This window comes from Nocardia sp. NPDC004260 (assembly GCF_053603155.1).
The window spans coordinates 36,416-57,076 of the sequence record NZ_JBSGEZ010000013.1; the positions used below are offsets into that span (position 1 = coordinate 36,416).

Below are 20,661 nucleotides of genomic sequence, written 5' to 3' on the forward strand. Positions count from 1 at the left end.
GTTCGTTGACACCCGGACGACTTTCGGAACGACCCGTGGAAGCGCTCAGTGAGCGCAATCCGCGGGTCGTTTCCGCTGTCAAGCTGCAACGCGGAGCGCAGCGCCGCAAAGCGGGCCGATTCCTCGCCGAAGGAGCCAATGCCGTCGCCGCGGCCCTGGAGACCGCGCGCGTCCACGAGCTGTTCTATTCGCAGGCGGCCGCCGAACGCGACCACGCGCTGATCGCGGGCGCGTCCGCGGCGGGCGTCCGCACCACGCTGGTCAGCGACCGCGCGGCGGAGCATCTCGCGGAAACGGTCACGGCGCCGGGCTTGGTGGCGGTCTGCGATCTGCTCGACGTGCCCCTGGCCGCGATCCTCGACGCCGGACCCCGGATGCTCGCCGTCCCGGTCGAGATGGCCGAGCCGGGAAACGCAGGCACGGTCATCCGAGTCGCCGATGCGGTCGGCGCCGACGGCGTGGTGCTGGCGGGCGACACGGTCGACCCGCACAACGGCAAATGCGTGCGAGCCAGCGCGGGCAGCATCTTCCATGTGCCGATCGCCCGGCACCGCGATGTCGCCGAGACGCTGGACGCGATGGCCGCGGCGGGCATCACGATCCTCGCTACGGCGGCGAACGGCGAGGTCGACCTCGACGACGCCGACGAATTGTTCACCGAACCGGTGGCCTGGCTGTTCGGCAACGAGGCGCACGGCCTCGACCCGGCTGTCGCGCGCCGCGCCGACCACCGCGTCCGCATTCCCATTCGCGGCCGCGCCGAGAGCCTGAATCTGGCGACGGCCGCCGCGATCTGCCTTTACGCGAACTCACGCGTGCGGTATTAGATTTCCAGCGCCTGCGGCTGGGGGTTCGCGGCCCCTTTGTGGCTCGAACGGAATTCAGTCGCCTTCGGTGCTCAAGTTCTCCAGGATTTCTGTCGCCCACGTCGCGGGCACCGCGTCCGGGCCCGCCACTCGCATCGCGCTCATGACGGTGAGCAGCATTCCGGTGGAGAGGAAGCGGCGCGCCTCGGTCTCCGGCGCTCCGGTCAGGTCGCGGATCAGGTGGTAGATACCGCCGAACCGGGCCCGGACCTGGTCGCCGATCTCCGGGTCCGCGCTGGCCGCGAAGCCGTGCAGCAGAAGTTGGAGCAGTTCGCGTTCGGCGAGGAAGACCGAATAGCCGGTGGCGAGGGCGGCGAGGGCTTCGTCGGGGGCCGCCTCGGGTGATGCCTCGGCGCGCGCGGCGCGGAAGATCTCCTCGATCCGGTCGCAGACGCGGTGCTGGGCGGCGCGGAACAGGTTCTGCTTGGTGCCGAACAGCCGGATCACGTAGGGCTGTGACACGCCCGCTCGCCGGGCGATCTCGTCGGTCCTGGTGGCGGCGTAACCGCATTCGGCGAACGCGGAGACCGCCGCGCGCAGCACCTGTTCGCCCCGTTCGGAGGCCGTCATCCTGGTTCTGGTCGCCATCGTTCTCCGTCTTCGCTGGTACCGGCCTTGCTCTTGACATGTTATCAGTCGATGCATACCGTTTCGGGCATTAGTTATCAGTCGATTACAACAAGGACTGGACATGACCGAGACCCTTCCATCCGCCACGGCGCCCGTCGCCGCGACCGAGGCGACGATCGGCGGTCGCAGGCTCGCCGCCGTCCTCGCCGCGGTCGGTATCCCGATGTTCATGGTCACGCTGGACAACCTGGTCGTGACGAACGCGCTGCCGGTGATCCGCACCGAGCTGGGCGCCTCGCTGGCCGACCTGCAATGGTTCGTCAACGCCTACACGCTGTCGTTCGCCTCGCTGTTGCTCACCGCCTCCGCGGTCGGTGACCGACTGGGCAGGCGGCGGATCTTCCTGCTCGGCATCGCGCTGTTCACACTGGCGTCCGCGGTCTGCGCACTGGCGACCGGACCGGGCATGCTCATCGCGGCGCGGGCGGTACAGGGATTCGGCGCGGCGGGGGTGATGCCACTGTCGCTGACACTGTTGTCGGCGGCGGTGCCGGAGAAGATGCGCAGCGCCGCCATCGGCATCTGGGGCGGGATCGCCGGCCTCGGCGTCGCGCTGGGGCCGCTCATCGGCGGCGCGGTCGTCGAGGGGCTGAGCTGGCAGTGGATCTTCTGGGTGAACGTGCCGATCGGGCTGGTCGTGCTGCCGTTCGCGCTGCGGGTGCTGGCGGAGTCGCACGGCGGCAGCCGACGAGTCGACCTGCCGGGACTGCTGTTGTCGGCGGGCGGCGTGCTGGCGGTGGTGTGGGGCGTCATCCACGGCGCCGATGATGGCTGGACGTCTCGCGGCGTGCTGTCCGCGCTGGTCGGCGGCGTGTTGCTGCTCGGTTGCCTGATCGCCTGGGAGCTGCGCACGCCGGAGCCGATGCTGCCGCTGCGCCTGTTCCGCTCCCGCGCGTTCCGGGTGAGCAACATGACCGGCTTCACCTTCTCGATGGGCGTCTTCGGCTCGATCTTCCTGCTGGCCCAGTACTTCCAGGTCGTGCAGGGCTACGGACCGCTGCAATCCGGCATTCGCACCATGCCGTGGACGATGGCGCCGATGGTGGTCGCTCCGCTGGCGGGTTTGATCGTCGACAAGGTCGGCGCCCGTGCACTGCTCACCACCGGACAGACATTGCTCGCCGTCGCGCTGGGCTGGATGGCGTTGGTCACTTCCGTCGACGCGAGTTACCTGTCGTTCGTCGGTCCGTTTCTGCTCGGCGGGATCGGCATGGGCCTGACCTTCGCGCCGGGCGCGACGGTGGTGATGGCCGCCGCGGCGGAGGAGGACCGCGCGATGGCCTCGGGAACCAACAACACCCTGCGGGAAGTCGGTGTCGCCATGGGCGTCGCGGTGCTGGCGTCGGTGTTCGCGGCGCGGGGCTCGTACCTGGATCCGCAGAGCTACGTCGACGGACTGGTGCCCGCGGTGTGGGTCGGTGCCGCGATCGTGGCGGTCGGCGCGCTGGTGTCACGGTTGCTGCCCCTCCACATCACCGCCGCGCGCTGACCGCACTGTCGCGCGCTGATCGCAGAGCGCCCGGTCCCTCGGTATCGCCCAGGGCGGGGCGTTTCGCGGCGGCCGCCGGAGCTGGTCTTTCTCTCTCCTGACCGGTCACCGCCTGCGAGCACGTGATGACTCGCGCCGTTCCGGACGGGTAACGGGCTGGGCCGGCGTGCGCCCGGCAGGCTCGCCGGTACCACACGGCTCGCGCGGCGTGGCGGGTAATCCGCGTGAATCCGCCGAGGCCCATCGAATACGATTGCGACCAGCAGCAATGCGGGCAGGCGAGCAGCGGTGCCCGCGACTTGATCCCCAGGGGAGAGACGGAGCATCGTGGCCGACGACATCGACGCAGGCGAGCAGAACGCGGCGCTGACCGAGGAGGCACTGGCCGCGGCCGCGGCGGCCGCCGAGAAGGCGTTCGCCGCTGCCGCCGACCTGGATGCGCTCGCGGTCGCGAAAACCGAGCACCTCGGCGGCAAGGCGCCGCTGGCGCTGGCACAACGCGCGCTGGGCAGCCTACCCAAGACGGAGAAGGCGGACGCGGGCAAACGGGTCAACGTCGCCAGGTCCAGGGTGTCGGAGGCGTTCGAGTCCCGCCGCGCCGCGTTGCTGGCCGAGCGCGACGCCGCCGTGCTGGTCGCCGAGACCATCGACGTGACGCTGCCCGCGCGCCGGGCGGCCGTCGGCGCGCGGCATCCGATCACCGTCATCTCCGAGCAGATCGCCGACGTGTTCGTCGCGATGGGCTGGGAGGTCGCCGAAGGTCCCGAGGTGGAGACCGAGCACTTCAACTTCGACGCGCTGAACTTCCTGCCCGACCATCCGGCCCGCACCATGCAGGACACCTTCCACATCGCGCCGGAGGGCTCGCGCCAAGTGCTGCGCACGCACACCTCGCCGGTGCAGGTGCGTTCGATGCTGGAACGCGAGCTGCCGATCTACGTGGTCTGCCCGGGCCGCACCTTCCGCACCGACGAACTGGACGCCACGCACACACCGGTGTTCTCCCAGGTCGAAGGCCTTGCGGTGGACAAGGGCCTGACCATGGCGCATCTGCGCGGCACGCTGGACGCGTTCGCTCGCGCGCTGTTCGGACCACAGACCCGCACGCGCATGCGGCCCAACTACTTTCCGTTCACCGAGCCCTCCGCCGAGGTCGACGTGTGGTTCCCGGACAAGAAGGGCGGTGCGGGCTGGGTCGAATGGGGCGGCTGCGGCATGGTGAACCCGAAGGTGCTGATCGCCAGCGGGATCGACCCCGACGCGTACAGCGGGTTCGCCTTCGGCATGGGCCTGGAGCGCACGCTGCAGTTCCGCAACGGCATACCGGACATGCGCGACATCGTCGAGGGCGACGTGCGTTTCACGCTGCCCTTCGGCATCCGGTCCTGACCTCACCCTTCGATCGAGAGAGCGAAACGTCAAGTGCGAGTAGCGCAGTCCTGGCTGACCGAAATCATCCAGCGCACCAACCCGGAGTGGTCGGTGACGCCGGAGGAGCTCGACGCGGGATTCGTCCGGGTCGGGCTGGAAGTCGAAGAGCTCGACCAGCTCGAGCGGATCGCGGGTTCGGAGGAGGGCGGCGAGCCGCTGGTGGTCGGCCGCGTCGCCGAGATCACCGAACTGACCGAGTTCAAGAAGCCGATCCGCTTCTGCAAGGTGGACATCGGTAAGCCCGAGTTGCAGGAGATCATCTGCGGCGCACGGAATTTCCAGGTCGGTGATCTGGTGGTCGTGGTGCTGCCCGGCGGCGTGCTGCCCGGCGGGTTCGAGATCACCTCGCGCAAGACCTACGGTCACGTGTCCAACGGGATGATCTGCTCGGTCGCCGAACTGGGGATCGGCAAGGACCACTCCGGCATCCTGGTGCTGGAACCGGGCACCGCCGAGCCCGGCGCCGACGCCAACGCGCTGCTCGGTCTGGACGACACCGTCATCGAGCTGAACATCACTCCCGACCGCGGCTACTGCTTCTCCGTTCGCGGCCTGGCGCGCGAGCTGGCCTGCGGTTTCGATCTCGAGTACGCCGATCCGGCGGTGCGCACCCTGCCCGACCACGAGCAGGAAGCCTGGCCGATCCGGGTCGAGCCGGACTCCCGGTGCACGCGTTTCGCGGCCCGCCGGGTCACCGGCGTCGACCCGGAGGCGGTGAGCCCGTGGTGGTTGCAGCGCAGGCTGCTGTTGTCGGGCATACGTCCGATCTCGCCCGCCGTGGACGTCACCAATTACGTGATGCTGGAGCTTGGGCAGCCGCTGCACGCCTTCGACGCGAACAAGGTGTCGGGCGGATTGGTGGTCCGTTCCGCGCACAAGGGCGAGAAGTTGCGCACCTTGGACGACGTGGAGCGCGCGCTCGACGTCGAGGACGTGGTGATCGCCGACGATTCCGGCGTCATCTCCTTGGCCGGTGTGATGGGCGGCGCGAGCACCGAGGTCGGCGCGGAGAGCACCGACATCCTGCTCGAGGCGGCCACCTGGAACCCGCTGCTGATCTACCGGACCGCGCGCAGGCACAAACTGGTGTCCGAGGCGGGCAAGCGGTACGAACGGGTCGTCGACCCGGAGATCAACGTGGCCGCGCTCGATCGAGCGGCCACGCTGCTGGCCGAAATCGCCGGCGGCACCATCGAACCCGTGCTGACCGACGTCCGGACCCCGGTCCCGCCGCCCGAGCCGATCCGGATGGATATCGACCTGGCCGACCGCGTCGCGGGCGTCACGTACGCGACCGGCACCTCGGCGCGCCGCTTGGCCCAGATCGGCTGCACGGTCGAGGTCGGCGTCAGCGAGGCCGGGCACGCTCAGCTGGTGGTGACCCCGCCGAGCTGGCGGCCCGACCTGGCTCAGCCCGCCGACCTGGTGGAGGAGGTGCTGCGGCTGGAGGGCCTGGAGCGGATCCCGTCCGTGCTGCCCGCCGCACCGGCCGGGCGTGGGCTCACGCCGACCCAGCGCCGCCGGCGCGCCGTCAGCCGCGCGCTGGCGTTCGCGGGCGCCGTGGAGGTGCCGCCGCCGGTGTTCCTGCCCGCCGGAGTGTTCGACACCTGGGGCCTGGACGCCGACGACCCGCGCCGCGCCACCACGAGGGTGCTGAATCCGCTCGACGTGGAGCGCGCCGAGCTGGCCACCACCCTGCTCCCCGGTTTGCTCGAGGTGGCGGCCCGCAATATCTCGCGGGGCGCGCGTGACTTGGCGATCTACGGCATCGCGCAAGTCGTGCTGCCGGGCGCGAACACCAGAGCGGTCGACCCGCTGCCGGTGGACCGGCGCCCCACCGACGACGAGATCGCCGAGTTGCTGGACTCGCTGCCGGAACAGCCGGTGCACGTGGCCGCCGTCCTGACCGGCCGCCGGGAGCCGCGCGGGCCGTGGGGGCCGGGCCGTCCGGTCGAAGCCGCCGACGCGTTCGCCATCGCCGACGCCGTCGGCGACGCCGCCGGTGTGACCATCGAGCGCCGTGCGGCGGCCCAGCTGCCCTGGCATCCCGGTCGCTGCGCCGAGCTGGTGGTCGACGGAACGGTCGTCGGCTACGCGGGTGAGCTGCATCCCGCCGTGCTGGAACGTTCCGGCCTGCCGCCGCGCACCTGCGCCGTCGAACTCGACTTGGACGCGCTGCCGCTGCGCGAGTCCCGGCCGGTCCCGACGGTGTCGCCGTTCCCGGCGGTGCTCCAGGACGTCTCGGTGAGCGTCGAGAAGACCGTCCCGGCGGCGTCCGTCGAGTCCGCACTGCGCACCGGCGGCGGCGAGCTGCTGGAGGACATCGCGCTGTTCGACGTGTACGAGGGCGCTCAGGCGGGTGAGGGACGTAAGTCGCTCACCTACGCCCTGCGTTTCCGTGCCACCGACCGCACCCTCACCGAGGACGAGGCCAGCGCGGCGCGCGACGCGGCGGTCGCGGCGGCGGCTGACGCCGTGGGCGCGGTGCTGCGCGGCTGATGTCGTGGGCGCGGTGCTGCGCGGCTGATGTCGTGGACGCGGTGCCGTGCCTGATGTCGCGGCACCCGCCCGACCCGGCCTCGCCTGTTCAGGAGTAAGAACGTGGGCATGCGACACCCGGCCCGTCCGATCCTCAACGCGCTGACTTATCTGCCGGAGCGGACGGTGCTGCAAACTCCGGCGCTGCTCGGCATGGAGTACACGGACCTGTCCCTGCCCACGGCGGACGGGGAGACCGTGCACGCGTGGTGGATGCCTGCCCGCGATTCGATCGGGCACATCCTGTTCGCGCACGGGAACGCGGGCAATCTCGGCGACCGGGTGCCGATCTTCGCGTTGCTCACCGGGGCCGGTTTCGACGTGCTGGCCTTCGACTACCGCGGCTACGGGCGCAGCACCGGGAAACCGACCGAGCACGGCACCTACCTGGACGCGCGCGCGGCGCGCCGGGCGCTGCTGGAACAACCCGGCGTCGATCCGAATCGTGTGCTGTACCTGGGCAAGTCCCTCGGGGGCGGTGTCGTGCTCGAACTGGCACAGCACCATCCCCCGGCCGGAGTGATGCTGATGTCCACCTTCAGCGGCCTGCGCGATGCGGCTCGCTCGGTGTATCCGTTCCTGCCCGCGGCCTTGGTGCCTGACGCCTATCCGAACGAACGCCGCATTCGCGCGCTGCGCGCTCCGGTGCTGATCATGCACGGCGACCAGGACGAACTGCTGCCGCTGCGGCACGCGCAACGGCTCTACGCCGCGGCGCCGGAGCCGAAACGGCTCGTGGTCTTTCCCGGGGCCGGGCACAACGATCTGATCGTGGTGGGCGGCTCGGCCTGGTACGACCTGGTGCGCGACTGGGCGGGTGCGCGCGTGCGGCCGTGAACGGCCTTCGGTGCGGTCGCGCGTGCGTAGCCTGGCGGTATGAGTGACAACAGCGAAATCGCGAGCCGGTTGGCCGGGCTGCCGGACGCGGAGCTGGCAGGTGTACTGCTGGCCGCGACGGCGGCGCGTCCCGGGTTCGCGGCGGTCCACGCCGCGCTGGTCGGGCTGTTGGAAACCGGTGATGCGGCTGCGGCCGGAAATGTGACTCCTGCCACCCCGGCCGGCGAGCCTGGGTTCCCGCAGCACACGCCCGATGTGTCGGGCCAGGTCGGCGGCGGTTCCGCGGTACCGGCGGTACCGGTACCGCCGCCGGGTATGCCGGAGTCCGCCGCGAGTGGCGGATATTCGGCCTCCGGTGTTCCTACTTTCGAGTCAGTTCGCGATAAGGTCGAGCATCGCTACGACACCGCGCAGGGGATGGGTGAACTCGACCGGCAGACTCCAGCGGGCCGCAGCGTGGACGAACAATGGCAGGCACGTGAGCAAGCCGCGCGTGAGCGCCTGGACCGGATCCGGAAATCGTTGCACGGCAACGACGCCGACCCGCACCAGCCGTGAACCGCGCCGGGCGCGCCGCACGAGGTGTGATGGGTGGAATTCGATGAGCGAGCCGCGTGAGATCGCCGAACGGCTACTGGAGGCCCAGGTGGCATTCCTGCTCGCCGAGGTGACCGGCGAGCGTTTCGCGGAGGTGGTCGCGCGCGACACCGAGGCGGTGCTCGGAGTCGCCGACACGCTCGTCTTCCGGGACGTGGTGAAGATCGACCAGGCCAAGCAGACCGTCCGCACGGTCGTCGAGCTGATCGGCGGCAGTCCGGTTCTCGCCGATATGGTCGGGGTGTTCGCCGACTCCATCTACGACCACATCGCCGCCAACCACGACTACACGCTCGGCGAGGTGGTCGAGCGCGAGCCGGTGGAGGCGCTGCTGGAGAAGATCTTCGGCATGCACCAGGCGCAGGAGCGCATCCTGGACCGGCTCACCGAGAGCCCGCTGGTGGCGACGGTCGCGTCGAAGTTCGTGGACAAGCTGATCAACGACTTCGTGCAGGCCAACCGGGAGCGCGCCGAGAAGATCCCGGGTGTGTCCTCGCTGATGTCGCTGGGTCAGTCCGCGGCCAATCGCGCCAAGAAGGCCGCCGACGGCACCTTCGTCGGCGACCTCGCGGGCAAGGGCGCGCTGTTCGCCCTCAAGCGGACCAACAACGCCATCCGCGAGATGCTGCGCGACGCCCCGGTGCACGCCGCCGCGATGGAGTTCTGGGATCTGCATGCCGACGAGCCGGTCAGCGGTCTGCGCGAATACCTCAGCCAGAAGGATCTCAACGAGCTGGTGCTGCTGTGCTACGAGATCGCCGTCACCACCCGCGAGAAGGAGTACTTCGGCCTGCTCCTGGACGAGTGCGTGGAGGTGTTCTTCACCAAGTACGGCGACTACACCTTGGCGGCCATGCTGCCCGAACTCGGTCTGACCGGCGACGACATCGTCCAGGAGATCCTCCGGTACGGACCGGCGGTCATCGAGGGCGCGAAGCGCGAAGGCGTTCTCGCCGGGTTGATCCGCGAGCGCCTCGCCCCCTTCTACACCTCCGACGAGGTACTCGGCATCCTCTCTGACTGATTTCCAGCGCCTGTGTTGGTTTTTCCAGCGCCAACGGCGCATGCTCGGTCTCGCTTCGCTCGAAACCGGTGATCGAGCTGGTGTGGTTGCGTGCGAGAGTAACCGGCGATCTGAGTTCCGCCGATGCCGCCGCGAGATGGTCGTGGTTGTCGGCTGCGCTGGGCGAATCCGTACCCGGTCCTGCCTCGAGTGGGGCGGTGCTACTTCGGCAGCGCCGGGACGATCGCTTCGCCGACGGTCGCGAGGCGATCGCAGGGGTTCTGGTCCGCGGTCTTGTTGACCAGGGTCAGTTGCAGCAGGCCCTGCCGGGCGGGGAAGAGCACGTCGCACATCTGGTCTTTGGCGGCGTCGTCCACGCGGAACTGGCGTCCGGTGCGTCCGGCGATGGTGACGTCCTGGAAGTCGACATTGCCCGGCTTCCGCTCGAACTCGGCCACGGACATGTTGTTGGAGAACACGCCGAGGGTGAAGTCGGCGCCCTTCCATCCGCAGATCTCCCAACCGGGCTGCTTCACCCCGCCGACGCCGACCTGCTTGCTCGCCGGATCGAGTCCGGCGCTCGTCAGCGCGGCGTCGGGGATGCCGGTGCAGGGATCGAACAGCGGGGTGGCCGTGCCCGCGGCGCTCGCGGTTTGCGTGCTGGTCGTCGCGGAGGACCCGCCGGATTCGTCGCCGCAGGCGGCCAGTCCTAACGCGAGTGCTATCACCAAGGGAACCAACGTAATTCGGTGCGCCATCCAGCCCTCTTGCCATCCGGTGTGTCGCGCCGGACTGTATCAGAGTCGGGCCGCGAGGTTTCGCGGCGGGCGAAGGTGGGTAGGACACAACGAGTCTCGGCATTCGTTCGCGGATGCCGGTTTTGTCGCGCTCGTAACTCTTCGTTGCCAGTGTGTTTAGAAGTCCGCACAGTGTCCGTTTTGCCCGATTCTCGCGTTGACGACGGGTAGGCCGTGTGACAGTTTCCCCTTGATTTCCACGTGCTCGCTGTGGAGCAGGCGCGGCGGCTGATCGGAGGAGCAGAGGGTGGTGCGGTCACCTGGACGACCGGAGAATTCCGGCGGCACACCGGTTGTCCCCCTCCGCATTTCCGACGGTGAACGCCAGGTGTCCGGCGGTGGAATTGTGCGCCCGCGAACCATCCGCGGGCAGCTGGCCCGCATCCTCGTGGTGTCGCTCGTGCTGGTGCTCGCGCTGTTGGGCACGCTGGTGGCGCGCGAAGTGGACGCGTATCGGAAGAGCCGGGACACCGTCGCCGCGGTGACCCTCGCGCTGGCGGTACAGGACCTGGTGCACGAGACACAGCGCGAGCGCGGCCTGACCAATGGCCTGCTCGGCGGCGACCAGCGCTTGCGCCAACTGGTCGACGACCAGCGCGGTGCGGTCGACCGCGCCTTGCGCGCCCTGCGGCAGGCGGCGGCGGACGGCCCGCCCGGCGCGGATCGGGTGCGGGAGGCCGCCCGGCCGCTGGCCGATCTGGACGCGACCCGATCCACCATCGACCAGCGGCGAACACCCCGGCAGGCGGCGTTCCAGTACTACACCGACGCGATCGACGCCATGAACCACCTGTCCCTCGGTCTGGATCAGGCCGCCGACCCGGTGGTCCGGCACGGACTGCAAGCGCTGTACGCGCTGGGTGAGGCGAAGGAGCAGACGGCTCGCGAGCGCGGCTTCCTCAACGGCGTCTTCGCCGCGGATGCCTTCGGGCCGGGCGAGTACGTGCAATTCCTCGACATCCGCGCGGCCAAACTGGCCGGACTGGCCGCGTTCGCCCGCGACGCGACCGGCGCGCAGCAGGCGCGCTTGGACGCCGTGCCGGACGGCGCGGACGCGGACGCGGCCGCGGAGTCGGAGAACGTGGCGATCGCCGCAGGCGGCGGACCGCTGGCGCGCCGGGTCGATCCGATCGCCTGGTGGACCAGGATGACCGCGGTCATCGACCAGCAGCGCACCGTGCAGCAGACGGTCGGCGCCGACGTGCGGCAGCGGGCAGAGGTGTTGCGCGGCGACGCCGCGCTGACCCTCGGCGCATTCGTGCTCGCCGCGCTGGCGGCGATCGCGCTGGAGGTGGCGCTGGTTGTCGCCGCGGTGCGGGCGATCGTCCGGCCGCTGGCCGCGCTGGCCGCGGACGCCGACGACGTGTCCGGTCGGCGGCTGCCCGACGTGATCTCGGCCTGGCGCACCGGTGACGACACCCGGCCGCCGGACCCGCCCGCCCCGGTGCGACCGCCGCCGGGGGCGGGCGTCGAGATCGTCGCCGTGGCACGAGCGCTGGATCGGGTGCAGTCCACCGCCTTCGCCCTCGCGTCGGAGCAGGCGCTGGTGCGCCGCAACACCACCGAGTCGATGGTCAGCCTGGCCCGCCGCAACCAGAACCTCGTGCGCCGCCAGCTCGGCCTGATCAGCGAATTCGAACGAGAGGAGCTCGATCCCAAGGCGCTGTCGAACCTGTTCGAGCTCGACCATCTCGCCACCCGCATGCGCCGCAACGCCGAAAGTCTGCTCGTGCTGGTCGGCGAGGCGAGCCCGCGCCGCTGGGCCGAACCGATCCCGCTGAGTGACGTGATCCGCGCGGGCCTGTCCGAGGTCGACGACTACCGCAGGGTGGTGCTGCGCCGGATGGACGACGTGCTCATCGCCGGCGCGACGGCCAGCGAACTGGCGCACATACTCGCGGAGCTGATCGAGAACGGGCTGGCGTTCTCGCCACCGGATGTCGAGGTGGAGATCTACGGGCGCGCCGGGCCCAACGGGTACCTGCTCGCGGTGGTCGACCACGGCGTTGGCATGCCCGCCGACCAATTGGCCCAGGCCAACGCGCGATTGCGCGGCGAACAGGACTTTGTCGTCGCACCGACCCGCCACCTCGGCCACTATGTGGTCGGCAGGCTCGCCGAGCGGCTCGGCATCACGGTCGAACTGAGCGTCTCGCCGGTGAGCGGCATCGCCGCGCGCCTGACGCTGCCGCCCGGCATGGTCGAGACCGAGCCGGATCGGCGCGACGATCCCGCCACCTCCCACACCGCCACGGTGGGCGATACCGCTGGGTCTCCGACCGGTTCGAGGTCGACGAGGCCGCAATCGCGCGGTACCGCTACCGGTACGACGGGCGACCGCGCACCGGCGCACACCGGGTCGTCGCCTGACACGCAGTTCGTTTCCGCACGGACCGAGCCGACAGCGAGCGTCGGCCTCACCGAATCCCGCCGCGCAGAAGAGCCGTTCGGACCGGCGCCGAGCGAACCCGCGGCGCGGCACACCAAGAACGGCTTGGTGAAACGAAACAAGAAGGCCCGCGCTGCCGCCACCGGCGTGCGGCCCGACGCGCCGCCCCGGACGGAGCCCGCCCCCGCGGTCGAGCGCTCACCCGAGGAGATCCGCAGCATGCTGTCCTCCTTCCGGACGGGACATCAGCGTGGCGCGCCCGCACGGCACGCCGCCGCGCGGCACGACCGCGTCCGCGCCGCCGACGCGGCGCCCGAATTCCAGCCCGCCGCGACCATGGCAGAGGAGATCCGGTGACCACCCACATATCGAGCGCCGACCCGCACACGTTCAATTGGATGCTGGCCAACTTCGTTCGCGAGACCGACGGTGTGCGCGAGGCGGCCGCGGTGTCCTCGGACGGCCTGTTGATCGCCATGTCCGACGGACTGGACCGCGCCTCGGCCGACCGGCTCGCCGCCATGGTGTCCGGGCTGGTCGGGCTGGCCCGCAGCGCCTCGCGCAGTTACTCCTTCGACGGCCTGAGACTCATCATGATCGAGATGCGGCGCGGGTTCCTGCTCGTCTCCGCCATGGGCGACGGCAGTTGTCTCGGGGTGATCGCCGACAGCGGGTGCGATGTCGGTCTGGTCGGCTACGAGATGGCGGTGCTGGCCGACCGCGCCGGTGCGCTGCTCGATCCCGCGCTCATCGCCGAACTGCGTGAGTCGCTGCGGCGATGAGACACGAATTCGCTTCCGGCGAGGACCGATTCGTGCGGCCCTTCGTGGTCACCGCGGGACGCACCAGGCCGCTGCTGGACGGACTGCGCATCGAGACGTTGGTGCGTGCCGAACCCGCCGCGTTGTCCGCGCCGCTGCGTTTCGAGCAGCGCACCCTCGTGCGGCTGTGCCAGCGGCCGCACTCCATCGCCGAGATCGGCGCCGCGCTGGGCGTGCCGGTCGGGGTCGCCAAGGTCGTGGTCAGCGACCTGGCCGCCACCGGGCACGTGACCGTGCGCTCCGCCGACCAGCTCACCGCCGCCGCCATCGAGAGGATCAGAGACCTTGTCCGGGCACTCTGACATGCGAACGCCGACCATGCCGTCCTCGGTGAAAATCGTGGTCAGCGGTGGTTTCGGCGTCGGAAAGACGACATTCATCGGAGCCATCTCCGAAATCGAGCCGCTGGTGACCGAGGCGGCGATGACCGAGATGGCCGTCGGCGTGGACGACGCGGGGCACCGCGATGACAAGACGCAGACCACCGTCGCCCTCGACTTCGGGCGCATCACCCTGGACAGCGCACTGCTGCTGTACCTGTTCGGCACGCCGGGCCAGGACCGTTTCGTCTTCCTGTGGGACGACCTGGTCGACGGTGCGCTCGGCGCGGTGATCGTGGTGGACACCGGCCGCGTCGACGACTGCTATCCGGTACTGGACTATTTCGAGGCACGCGGTACGCCGTTCGTGATCGCGGTCAACCGTTTCGACGGCAGCACGCGTTTCGACCTCGGCGAGGTCCGCGAGGCGCTCGAACTGGAGGATTGGATCCCGGTGCTGGAATGCGACGCCAGGCAGCGCGATTCGGTCAAGGAGGTGCTGGTCTCGCTACTCGAACAGGTCCTGTTGCACCGGGCGGATCACCTCACCGCCAGGGACGCGGGCTGAGGGTCGCCGCGAGAATGCGCCGCGACCGATGAATTCGCCGCGCGGGCGTCGTCGGTACTGTTGCCCGGCCCTGACGAAGAAGGAGCAACATCATGAGCAACGGCGCGGACCTCGCACTCACCCACATCGGCGTCCTGGTCGGTGACCAGGACAAGGCCCTGGAGTTCTATCGCGACGTGATCGGCCTGGAAGTGCGCGCGGACCTGCCGTTCGCCGGTGGGCGCTGGCTGACCGTCGGCCCGGCGAAGCAGCCTGGCATCGAGTTCATTCTGGAGACCCCCGAGATGGTGCCGGACGAGGCGGCCGGCGCGGCGGCGCGGGCCCGCCTGGCCAACGGGGCGCAGGGGACGTTGATCTTCACCACCGACGCCGTGGACGCCACGTTCGCCCGGCTGCGCGACGCCGGGGTGGAGGTGACGCAGGAGCCGATCTCGCAGCCGTACGGCGTCCGCGACTGCGGGTTCCGTGACCCGTGGGGCAACCACCTGCGCTTCTCCGAACTTCCCGGCTGAGCCGGGCGCGGCCGGTGTGGGCCGCGTCGCATTTCCCGGCGGGCCGGAGGACAATACTGTCTGATCATGGGTGAAACGACGAGCGAGACCCAACAGGACGCCATCCGGCCGCTGCGCGACGACATCCGGTTTCTCGGTGGCGTGCTCGGCGACACCATTCGCGACCACGAGGGGCCGGAGGTCTTCGACCTCATCGAGCGCGTGCGTATCGAAGCGTTCCGGGTGCGCCGCGAGGAGGTCGGTCGCAGCGCCGTCGCCGAGATGCTGGACGGCGTGGACATCGCGGTGGCCCTTCCGCTCATCCGCGCGTTCAGCTACTTCGTGCTGCTGGCCAACCTGGCCGAGGACATCCAGCGCGACCGCCGCCGCGTCGCGCACGAGACGGCGGGCGAACCGCCGCAGGACTCGTCGCTGGCGGCGACCTATCGCAAGCTGGACGCGGCGGCGCTGGACGGAAACCGGGTCGCGGATCTGCTGGCCGACGCGCTGGTGTCCCCGGTGATCACCGCGCACCCGACCGAGACGCGCCGCCGCACCGTCTTCGACGCGCAGGCCCGGATCACCGAGCTGATGCGCCTGCGCCAGCGCTACGCCGAGAACGAGCGCGAGCGCGCCGACCTCGAGCGGCGGATCCGCCGCCAGGTGCTGAGCCTGTGGCGTACCGCGCTGATCCGCTTGGCGCGCTTGCGCATCCAGGACGAGATCTCGGTGGGTCTGCGCTACTACGACCTGACCCTGTTCGACGTGATCCCGGCGCTCAACGCCGAGGTGCGCGCCGCGCTGCGCTCGCGCTGGCCGGGGGCCGAGCTGCTGGCGCGCCCGATGCTGCGTCCCGGCTCGTGGATCGGCGGCGATCGCGACGGAAATCCGTACGTCACCGCCGAGGTGGTGCGGCAGGCCGCCTCCCGCGCCGCGGGCGTGGCGTTCGAACGCTACCTGCGCGAGCTGGTGGAGCTGGAGAAGACGCTGTCGTTGTCGGCCCGGCTGGTCACCGTGACGCCCGAGGTCGCCGCGCTCGCCGAGACCGGATACCCCGATCCGGCGGCGCACGCCGACGAGCCGTATCGCCGTGCGCTGCACCATGTCCGGGCCCGGCTGACGGCCACCGCGCTGACGGCGCTCGGGGAGGTTCCGCCGAACGGGCTGGATACCGGGGCGCGGCCCTATCCGACCCCGCAGGCCGCCCTGGACGACCTGGACGCGATCGATGCCTCGCTGCGGCGCAGCGGCGACGGCCTGCTCGCCGACGATCGTCTCGCCGCGTTGCGCCATGCCATGGAGACGTTCGGCTTCCATTTGCAGAGCCTGGACATGCGCCAGAACTCCGAGGTGCACGAGCAGGTCGTCGCCGAACTGCTGGCCTGGGCCGGGGTGCACCCCGACTACGCGAGCCTGCCGGAGTCGCGACGGGTGGAACTGCTCGCCGCCGAGCTGCGCACCCGCCGCCCGTTGCTCGGCCCGCACGCACGGCTGAGCGAACTGGCGGGCAAGGAGCTCGGCATCGTCCGCGCCGCCCGGGACGTGGTGGACACGCTCGGCGCGGAGGCGGTGCCGAACTACATCATCAGCATGTGCACGTCGGTCAGCGATCTGCTCGAAGCCGCCCTGTTGCTGAAGGAAGGCGGACTGCTCGACCCCGGGGAGCCGGACGGGCCGCCGAGCTGCCCGGTGGGCATTGTCCCGCTGTTCGAGACCATCGAGGACCTCGGCGCGGGCGCGGACACGCTGTCCGCGGCGCTGGAGGTGCCGGTCTATCGCGACCTGGTGGCCGCGCAGGGCATGCGTCAAGAAGTGATGCTCGGCTACTCCGACTCCAACAAGGACGGCGGGTATCTGGCCGCCAACTGGGCGCTGTACCGGGCCGAGCTGGACCTGGTCGAGGTCGCACGCAAGACCGGCATCCGGCTGCGGCTGTTCCACGGCCGCGGCGGCACGGTCGGCCGCGGCGGCGGCCGCAGTTACGACGCGATCCTCGCCCAGCCTGCCGGGGCGGTGCGCGGCTCGCTGCGGCTGACCGAGCAGGGCGAGGTGATCGCCGCGAAGTACGCCGAACCCGGTGCGGCGCACCGCAATCTGGAGTCGCTGATCGCGGGCACCCTGGAGTCGACGCTGCTGGACGTGGAGGGTCTCGGCGCCGACGCCGAGCCGTCCTACGGCATCATGGACGACCTGGCGGCCCGCGCCCGCGCCGCGTACGCGCGGCTGGTGCACGAGACGCCCGGATTCGTCGAGTACTTCCGGCAGTCCACGCCGGTCGCCGAGGTGGGCGATCTGAACATCGGCAGCAGGCCCGCCTCGCGCAAGCCGACGAATTCGGTCGCGGACCTGCGCGCCATCCCGTGGGTGATGTCGTGGAGCCAGTCGCGGGTGATGCTGCCGGGCTGGTACGGCACCGGCAGCGCGCTGGAGGAGTGGATCGACGGCGACCCGGAGCGCCTGGCCACCTTGGCGGATCTGTATCGCCGCTGGCCGTTCTTCCGCACGGTGCTGTCCAATCTGGCGCAGGTGATGGCCAAGAGCGATCTGGACATCGCCGCCCGCTACGCGGAACTCGTGGACGACGTGGCGTTGAGGGAGCAGATCTTCGGCATGATCCGCGACGAACACGCCCGGACCGTCCGCATGCACGCCGCGATCACCGGCAACGATCACCTGCTGGCCGACAACCCGTCGCTGGCCGAGTCGATCCACAACCGCTTCCCCTACCTGGAACCACTGAACCAGATGCAGGTGGAGCTGCTGCGCCGCCTGCGCGCCGGGGACGACTCCGAACTGGTGAAACGCGGCATCCTGCTGACCATGAACGGCCTGGCCACCGCACTGCGCAACTCGGGTTAGCCGCCGAAGGGCCCGCGTCCGGTAGGAAGGACGTCGTGTCGATCGACGAAGCAGCCGTGGCGGCGCTGGCGGACCGCCGGATCGGTCCCGAGCACAAGGGCATGCCACCCGCGTTCTGGGGCCGGACCGTGCGCGAACTCCGCGCTGCCGCCCCGGCGCTCGACCAACTGGAGACGCCGGTGCTCACGGTCGATCGCGCGGCCCTCGCGGAGAACATCGCGGTCATGGCCGAGTGGGTGCGCGCGGCAGGCGTTCGGCTGGCGCCGCACGGCAAGACGACGATGGCGCCGCAGGTGTGGGCCGATCAGCTGGCCGCGGGCTCATGGGGCATCACCCTGGCCACCATCTGGCAGACGCAGGTGGCGCGATCCTTCGGCGTCGCGCGGGTGCTGCTGGCCAACGCGCTGGTGGACCCGGTCGGATTGCGGTGGGTCGCGGCGGAATCGGCGCACGATCCGTCTTTCGAGTTCTACTGCTGGGCCGACAGCGCCGAAACGGTTGCCTTGATGGACGCGCATCTGCGCACCGCCCCCGAGTCGGCACGGATTCGGGTGCTGGTGGAACTCGGCGGCCCGCACGGCAGAACCGGCGCACGCACGGTGGAACAGGCGCACGCCGTAGCTCGGGCGATCGATGGCGCGTCCCGGCTGACGCTCGCCGGGGTGGGCGGTTACGAGGGCGCGCTCGCACACGACCGCACTGCGACCGGTATCCGCGCGGTGCGCGACTACCTCGGGAAACTCGCCCGGCTGCACCGGGAACTCGCCGCGGCGGGGCGATATCGCGGCCCGGCCGTCGTCACCGCCGGTGGGAGCGCCTATCCGGAGCTGGCGCTCGAGTACCTCGGCCCGCTGTCCGACGAGCAGGGCAGGCAAGGTGTCGCGACGACGGTCGTGCTGCGCTCGGGCGCGTATGTCATCCACGATGACGGCTTCTACGCGAGCATGTCGCCATTGGCGGCTCCCGAGTGCGCGCGGCCGCTGCGCTCGGCGATGCACGGCTGGGCACGCGCACTCTCGCGCCCGGAGCCCGGCCTCGCATTGCTCGACGCGGGCAGACGCGATCTGCCTTTCGACGAGGGGATGCCGGTTCCGCAACGCGTCGCAGGACCGCTGGGCGGTGCGCTCGATTCGGACGCGACGGTATCCGCGCTCAACGACCAGCACGCCTTCCTCCGGTTACCGGGCGGCGCCGCCACCGAGTTGCCCATCGGGGCGGTCGTTCGGCTCGGTCTGTCCCACCCGTGCACGGCTTTCGACAAATGGCGGCTGATCCCGGTGATCGATGACGCCGACGCGCCCTCGCCGCGAGTGGTGGATCTCCTGCACACGTTCTTCTGACGGTGGCGCCGGGCTTCGGCCGCGCTGCCCGGCGTTAGTCGTTCGAAGCGAGCAGCGCGCGCACCAACCGGTCCAGCATCGGACGGGGATCGAAATCCGGTGCCGGATCCACCAATTGATGCAGGATGATGCCCTCGAGCTGGCCGACCAGGATCTGTGTCGTCGCCCGGTCCCCGCCGACGTTCGCCAGCAGGCTCGCGGCCCATTCGGTCAGCCTGCGGTGGCCGCTGCGCACGGTCTCGCGCAGCGCGGGCGAGGTCCGCGCTTCTTGGAACAGCGCGTAGCGCGCCAATGTCCGTGCGCGGTCGGTCCGCACCGCGTGGACGACGAAGGCGGCCGTGCCGTCGACGAGTTCCTCGATGGTGGCGGGGGTGGGCCGCCGGTTGAGCGCCGCCCAATCCGCGTAGTCGCGAGCTTCGAGGCGCTCGGCGATACCGGTCAGCAGCGCCGCACGGGTGCGGAAGTAGTTGGACGCCGATCCGGCGGGCATGCCCGCGACCTCGTCCACCGCGCGGTGGACGAGGGCTCGGATCCCGCGGGACCCGAGCAGCTCGATCGCCGCGTCCAAGACGAGTTCGCGCTTACCGGACATCCCTCGATACTACAGCGGTAGTGATACCGGTTACAGTCCGGCGCGGCGGCACTACATTCGTAGTAACGTTCGGGGCAGCCGAGTGGTCCGGAGAAAGGGGAAACGATGCCCGAGGTGGTCATCGTGGGGGGTGGCATCGGTGGTCTGGCGACCGCGGTCGCCTTCCTCCGGCAGGGCCGGCGCGTCGAAGTGCTTGAGCGGGGCGCCGAAATCGGCCGGACATCACCCGGCGGCCGCGCACGGCAGGTGAGTAGTCCATCCGCCGATGGACCTCGGCGGATCCGCTTGTCTCACCGGGCTTCCCGGGCCGAATGTCGGTGCGGCGGCACTCTCGGGACCCGGATCATCCGTCGTGCCGGAGTGCCGCTTCGAAGGCGGCGCGGTGGGCGCTGGTGTAGGCATGTTCCCGTTCGGACCAGGCGATGCGGGAGGCGATCTGCTCGGGGCTGGTGTCGCGATGGCCGGGTTCGGTCAGCTGTGCTGTCCACCAGTGGGCGTTGCGGATCTGGCGATCGAGCATCGCGTCGACGACGTGGGCTCGCTCGGCGGTGGTGAGGCCGTAAGCGCCGGCGAGGATTCGCACCTGGGCTGCTTGGGCGGGGGCGGGTGGTGCGTCGGGCTTCGAGGAGACGCACCACGTCCAGGCGAGGTACCCGAAGTCTTCGAGCGGATCGCCGGGGGCGGCGGTATCGAAATCGATGAAGGCGACCGGTCGGGCGTTCCGGAAGACGGTGTTGTTGGGGCCGGGGTCGTGGTGGCAGACGACCGGTCGGCCTGCCGTGAGCCCGCTGTCGCGGGTTGCGTCGTGGAGCGAACGGAGCAGGGCCCCTGCTGCGGCGACCTGGGTGTCCGTCCAGCGCTGGAACCTGGCGGGCACCCATCCGGGCAGGTAGGTGAAGGTATCGCGGCCGGTGTCGTCGAGTCCGAGATAACGCGGTGCGCCGGCGAAACGGACTTGCTCGAGGTGCGTGAGCAGCTCGGCGACGAAGGCCGACGAGGCGGTGGTGGGTCGTCGCACCGTGTCGCCGCCGCGGACCACGCCGGGGGTGATTCGTCCTCCGGTCAGGGGGACTTCGGCATCAGGTGGCATAGG

At 70.4% G+C, this 20,661-nt stretch carries 18 protein-coding genes and 1 pseudogene; 15 read left to right on the forward strand and 4 right to left on the reverse strand.

Features of this window, described 5'->3' with window-relative positions:
- The first annotated feature begins 35 nt into the window (after window positions 1–35).
- Window positions 36–827 (forward strand): TrmH family RNA methyltransferase, encoded by a 792-nt coding sequence (locus tag ACWEO7_RS10205; RefSeq protein ID WP_452422409.1) that lies wholly within the window; start codon window positions 36–38, stop codon window positions 825–827.
- A gap of 54 nt (window positions 828–881) precedes the next feature.
- Here the strand turns inward: ACWEO7_RS10205 and ACWEO7_RS10210 are convergent, their stop codons facing one another.
- On the reverse strand, window positions 882–1,454 hold the full coding sequence (locus ACWEO7_RS10210; RefSeq protein WP_379256340.1) for a TetR/AcrR family transcriptional regulator: 573 nt from the start codon (window positions 1,452–1,454) through the stop codon (window positions 882–884).
- 103 nt (window positions 1,455–1,557) lie between these two features.
- Between ACWEO7_RS10210 and ACWEO7_RS10215 the strand changes: the two genes are divergently transcribed.
- From ACWEO7_RS10215 to ACWEO7_RS10240, 6 genes are all read left to right on the forward strand, one after another.
- On the forward strand, window positions 1,558–2,985 hold the full coding sequence (locus ACWEO7_RS10215) for an MFS transporter (protein ID WP_452422411.1): 1,428 nt from the start codon (window positions 1,558–1,560) through the stop codon (window positions 2,983–2,985).
- A gap of 327 nt (window positions 2,986–3,312) precedes the next feature.
- Window positions 3,313–4,374: a phenylalanine--tRNA ligase subunit alpha gene (gene pheS / locus ACWEO7_RS10220; RefSeq protein ID WP_452422413.1), complete on the forward strand. Its 1,062-nt coding sequence runs from the start codon at window positions 3,313–3,315 to the stop codon at window positions 4,372–4,374.
- A 33-nt stretch (window positions 4,375–4,407) separates the two neighbouring features.
- Window positions 4,408–6,915: a phenylalanine--tRNA ligase subunit beta gene (gene pheT, locus ACWEO7_RS10225; protein ID WP_452422415.1), complete on the forward strand. Its 2,508-nt coding sequence runs from the start codon at window positions 4,408–4,410 to the stop codon at window positions 6,913–6,915.
- Between the two features lie 108 nt (window positions 6,916–7,023).
- Entirely contained in the window at window positions 7,024–7,791 is a 768-nt protein-coding gene (locus tag ACWEO7_RS10230) for an alpha/beta hydrolase (RefSeq protein ID WP_452422533.1), read from the forward strand.
- Between the two features lie 39 nt (window positions 7,792–7,830).
- Window positions 7,831–8,349 (forward strand): PspA/IM30 family protein, encoded by a 519-nt coding sequence (locus tag ACWEO7_RS10235; protein ID WP_452422417.1) that lies wholly within the window; start codon window positions 7,831–7,833, stop codon window positions 8,347–8,349.
- Between the two features lie 43 nt (window positions 8,350–8,392).
- The gene (locus tag ACWEO7_RS10240) at window positions 8,393–9,412 is read left to right on the forward strand and encodes a hypothetical protein (RefSeq protein WP_452422418.1); all 1,020 of its coding nucleotides are present in this window, start codon (window positions 8,393–8,395) and stop codon (window positions 9,410–9,412) included.
- Window positions 9,413–9,612: 200 nt separating this feature from the next.
- On the opposite strand, the gene ACWEO7_RS10245 is transcribed toward ACWEO7_RS10240, so the two are convergent.
- Window positions 9,613–10,119, reverse strand: a complete 507-nt coding sequence (locus ACWEO7_RS10245; protein ID WP_452422534.1) for a DUF3558 domain-containing protein — start codon at window positions 10,117–10,119, stop codon at window positions 9,613–9,615.
- Between the two features lie 415 nt (window positions 10,120–10,534).
- Here ACWEO7_RS10245 and ACWEO7_RS10250 point away from each other — a divergent pair, with 415 nt between their 5' ends.
- From ACWEO7_RS10250 to ACWEO7_RS10280, 7 genes are all read left to right on the forward strand, one after another.
- The gene (locus ACWEO7_RS10250; protein WP_452422419.1) at window positions 10,535–12,934 is read left to right on the forward strand and encodes a sensor histidine kinase; all 2,400 of its coding nucleotides are present in this window, start codon (window positions 10,535–10,537) and stop codon (window positions 12,932–12,934) included.
- Window positions 12,931–13,359 (forward strand): roadblock/LC7 domain-containing protein, encoded by a 429-nt coding sequence (locus tag ACWEO7_RS10255; RefSeq protein ID WP_450024143.1) that lies wholly within the window; start codon window positions 12,931–12,933, stop codon window positions 13,357–13,359. The genes ACWEO7_RS10250 and ACWEO7_RS10255 overlap by 4 nt, the downstream gene beginning before the upstream one ends.
- Complete coding sequence (locus tag ACWEO7_RS10260; protein WP_355080657.1) at window positions 13,356–13,700, forward strand: DUF742 domain-containing protein; 345 nt, start codon at window positions 13,356–13,358, stop codon at window positions 13,698–13,700. Before ACWEO7_RS10255 ends, ACWEO7_RS10260 begins: the two co-directional genes overlap by 4 nt.
- 16 nt (window positions 13,701–13,716) lie before the next feature.
- Window positions 13,717–14,286, forward strand: coding sequence for a GTP-binding protein (locus ACWEO7_RS10265; protein WP_452422536.1), 570 nt, complete (start codon window positions 13,717–13,719; stop codon window positions 14,284–14,286).
- Between the two features lie 92 nt (window positions 14,287–14,378).
- Window positions 14,379–14,798, forward strand: coding sequence for a VOC family protein (locus tag ACWEO7_RS10270; RefSeq protein WP_450024149.1), 420 nt, complete (start codon window positions 14,379–14,381; stop codon window positions 14,796–14,798).
- A gap of 66 nt (window positions 14,799–14,864) precedes the next feature.
- Window positions 14,865–17,636: a phosphoenolpyruvate carboxylase gene (gene ppc, locus ACWEO7_RS10275; RefSeq protein ID WP_452422420.1), complete on the forward strand. Its 2,772-nt coding sequence runs from the start codon at window positions 14,865–14,867 to the stop codon at window positions 17,634–17,636.
- A gap of 41 nt (window positions 17,637–17,677) precedes the next feature.
- Window positions 17,678–18,976, forward strand: coding sequence for an amino acid deaminase (locus ACWEO7_RS10280; protein ID WP_452422538.1), 1,299 nt, complete (start codon window positions 17,678–17,680; stop codon window positions 18,974–18,976).
- 34 nt (window positions 18,977–19,010) lie between these two features.
- Here ACWEO7_RS10280 and ACWEO7_RS10285 read toward each other — a convergent pair whose 3' ends face one another.
- Window positions 19,011–19,568 (reverse strand): TetR/AcrR family transcriptional regulator, encoded by a 558-nt coding sequence (locus ACWEO7_RS10285; protein WP_452422422.1) that lies wholly within the window; start codon window positions 19,566–19,568, stop codon window positions 19,011–19,013.
- Window positions 19,569–19,673: 105 nt separating this feature from the next.
- Here ACWEO7_RS10285 and ACWEO7_RS10290 point away from each other — a divergent pair.
- A pseudogene (locus ACWEO7_RS10290) lies at window positions 19,674–19,859 on the forward strand (FAD-dependent oxidoreductase); the annotation flags it as partial.
- A 52-nt stretch (window positions 19,860–19,911) separates the two neighbouring features.
- Here the strand turns inward: ACWEO7_RS10290 and ACWEO7_RS10295 are convergent.
- Window positions 19,912–20,658: an aminoglycoside phosphotransferase family protein gene (locus tag ACWEO7_RS10295; protein ID WP_452422424.1), complete on the reverse strand. Its 747-nt coding sequence runs from the start codon at window positions 20,656–20,658 to the stop codon at window positions 19,912–19,914.
- Window positions 20,659–20,661 lie beyond the last annotated feature (3 nt).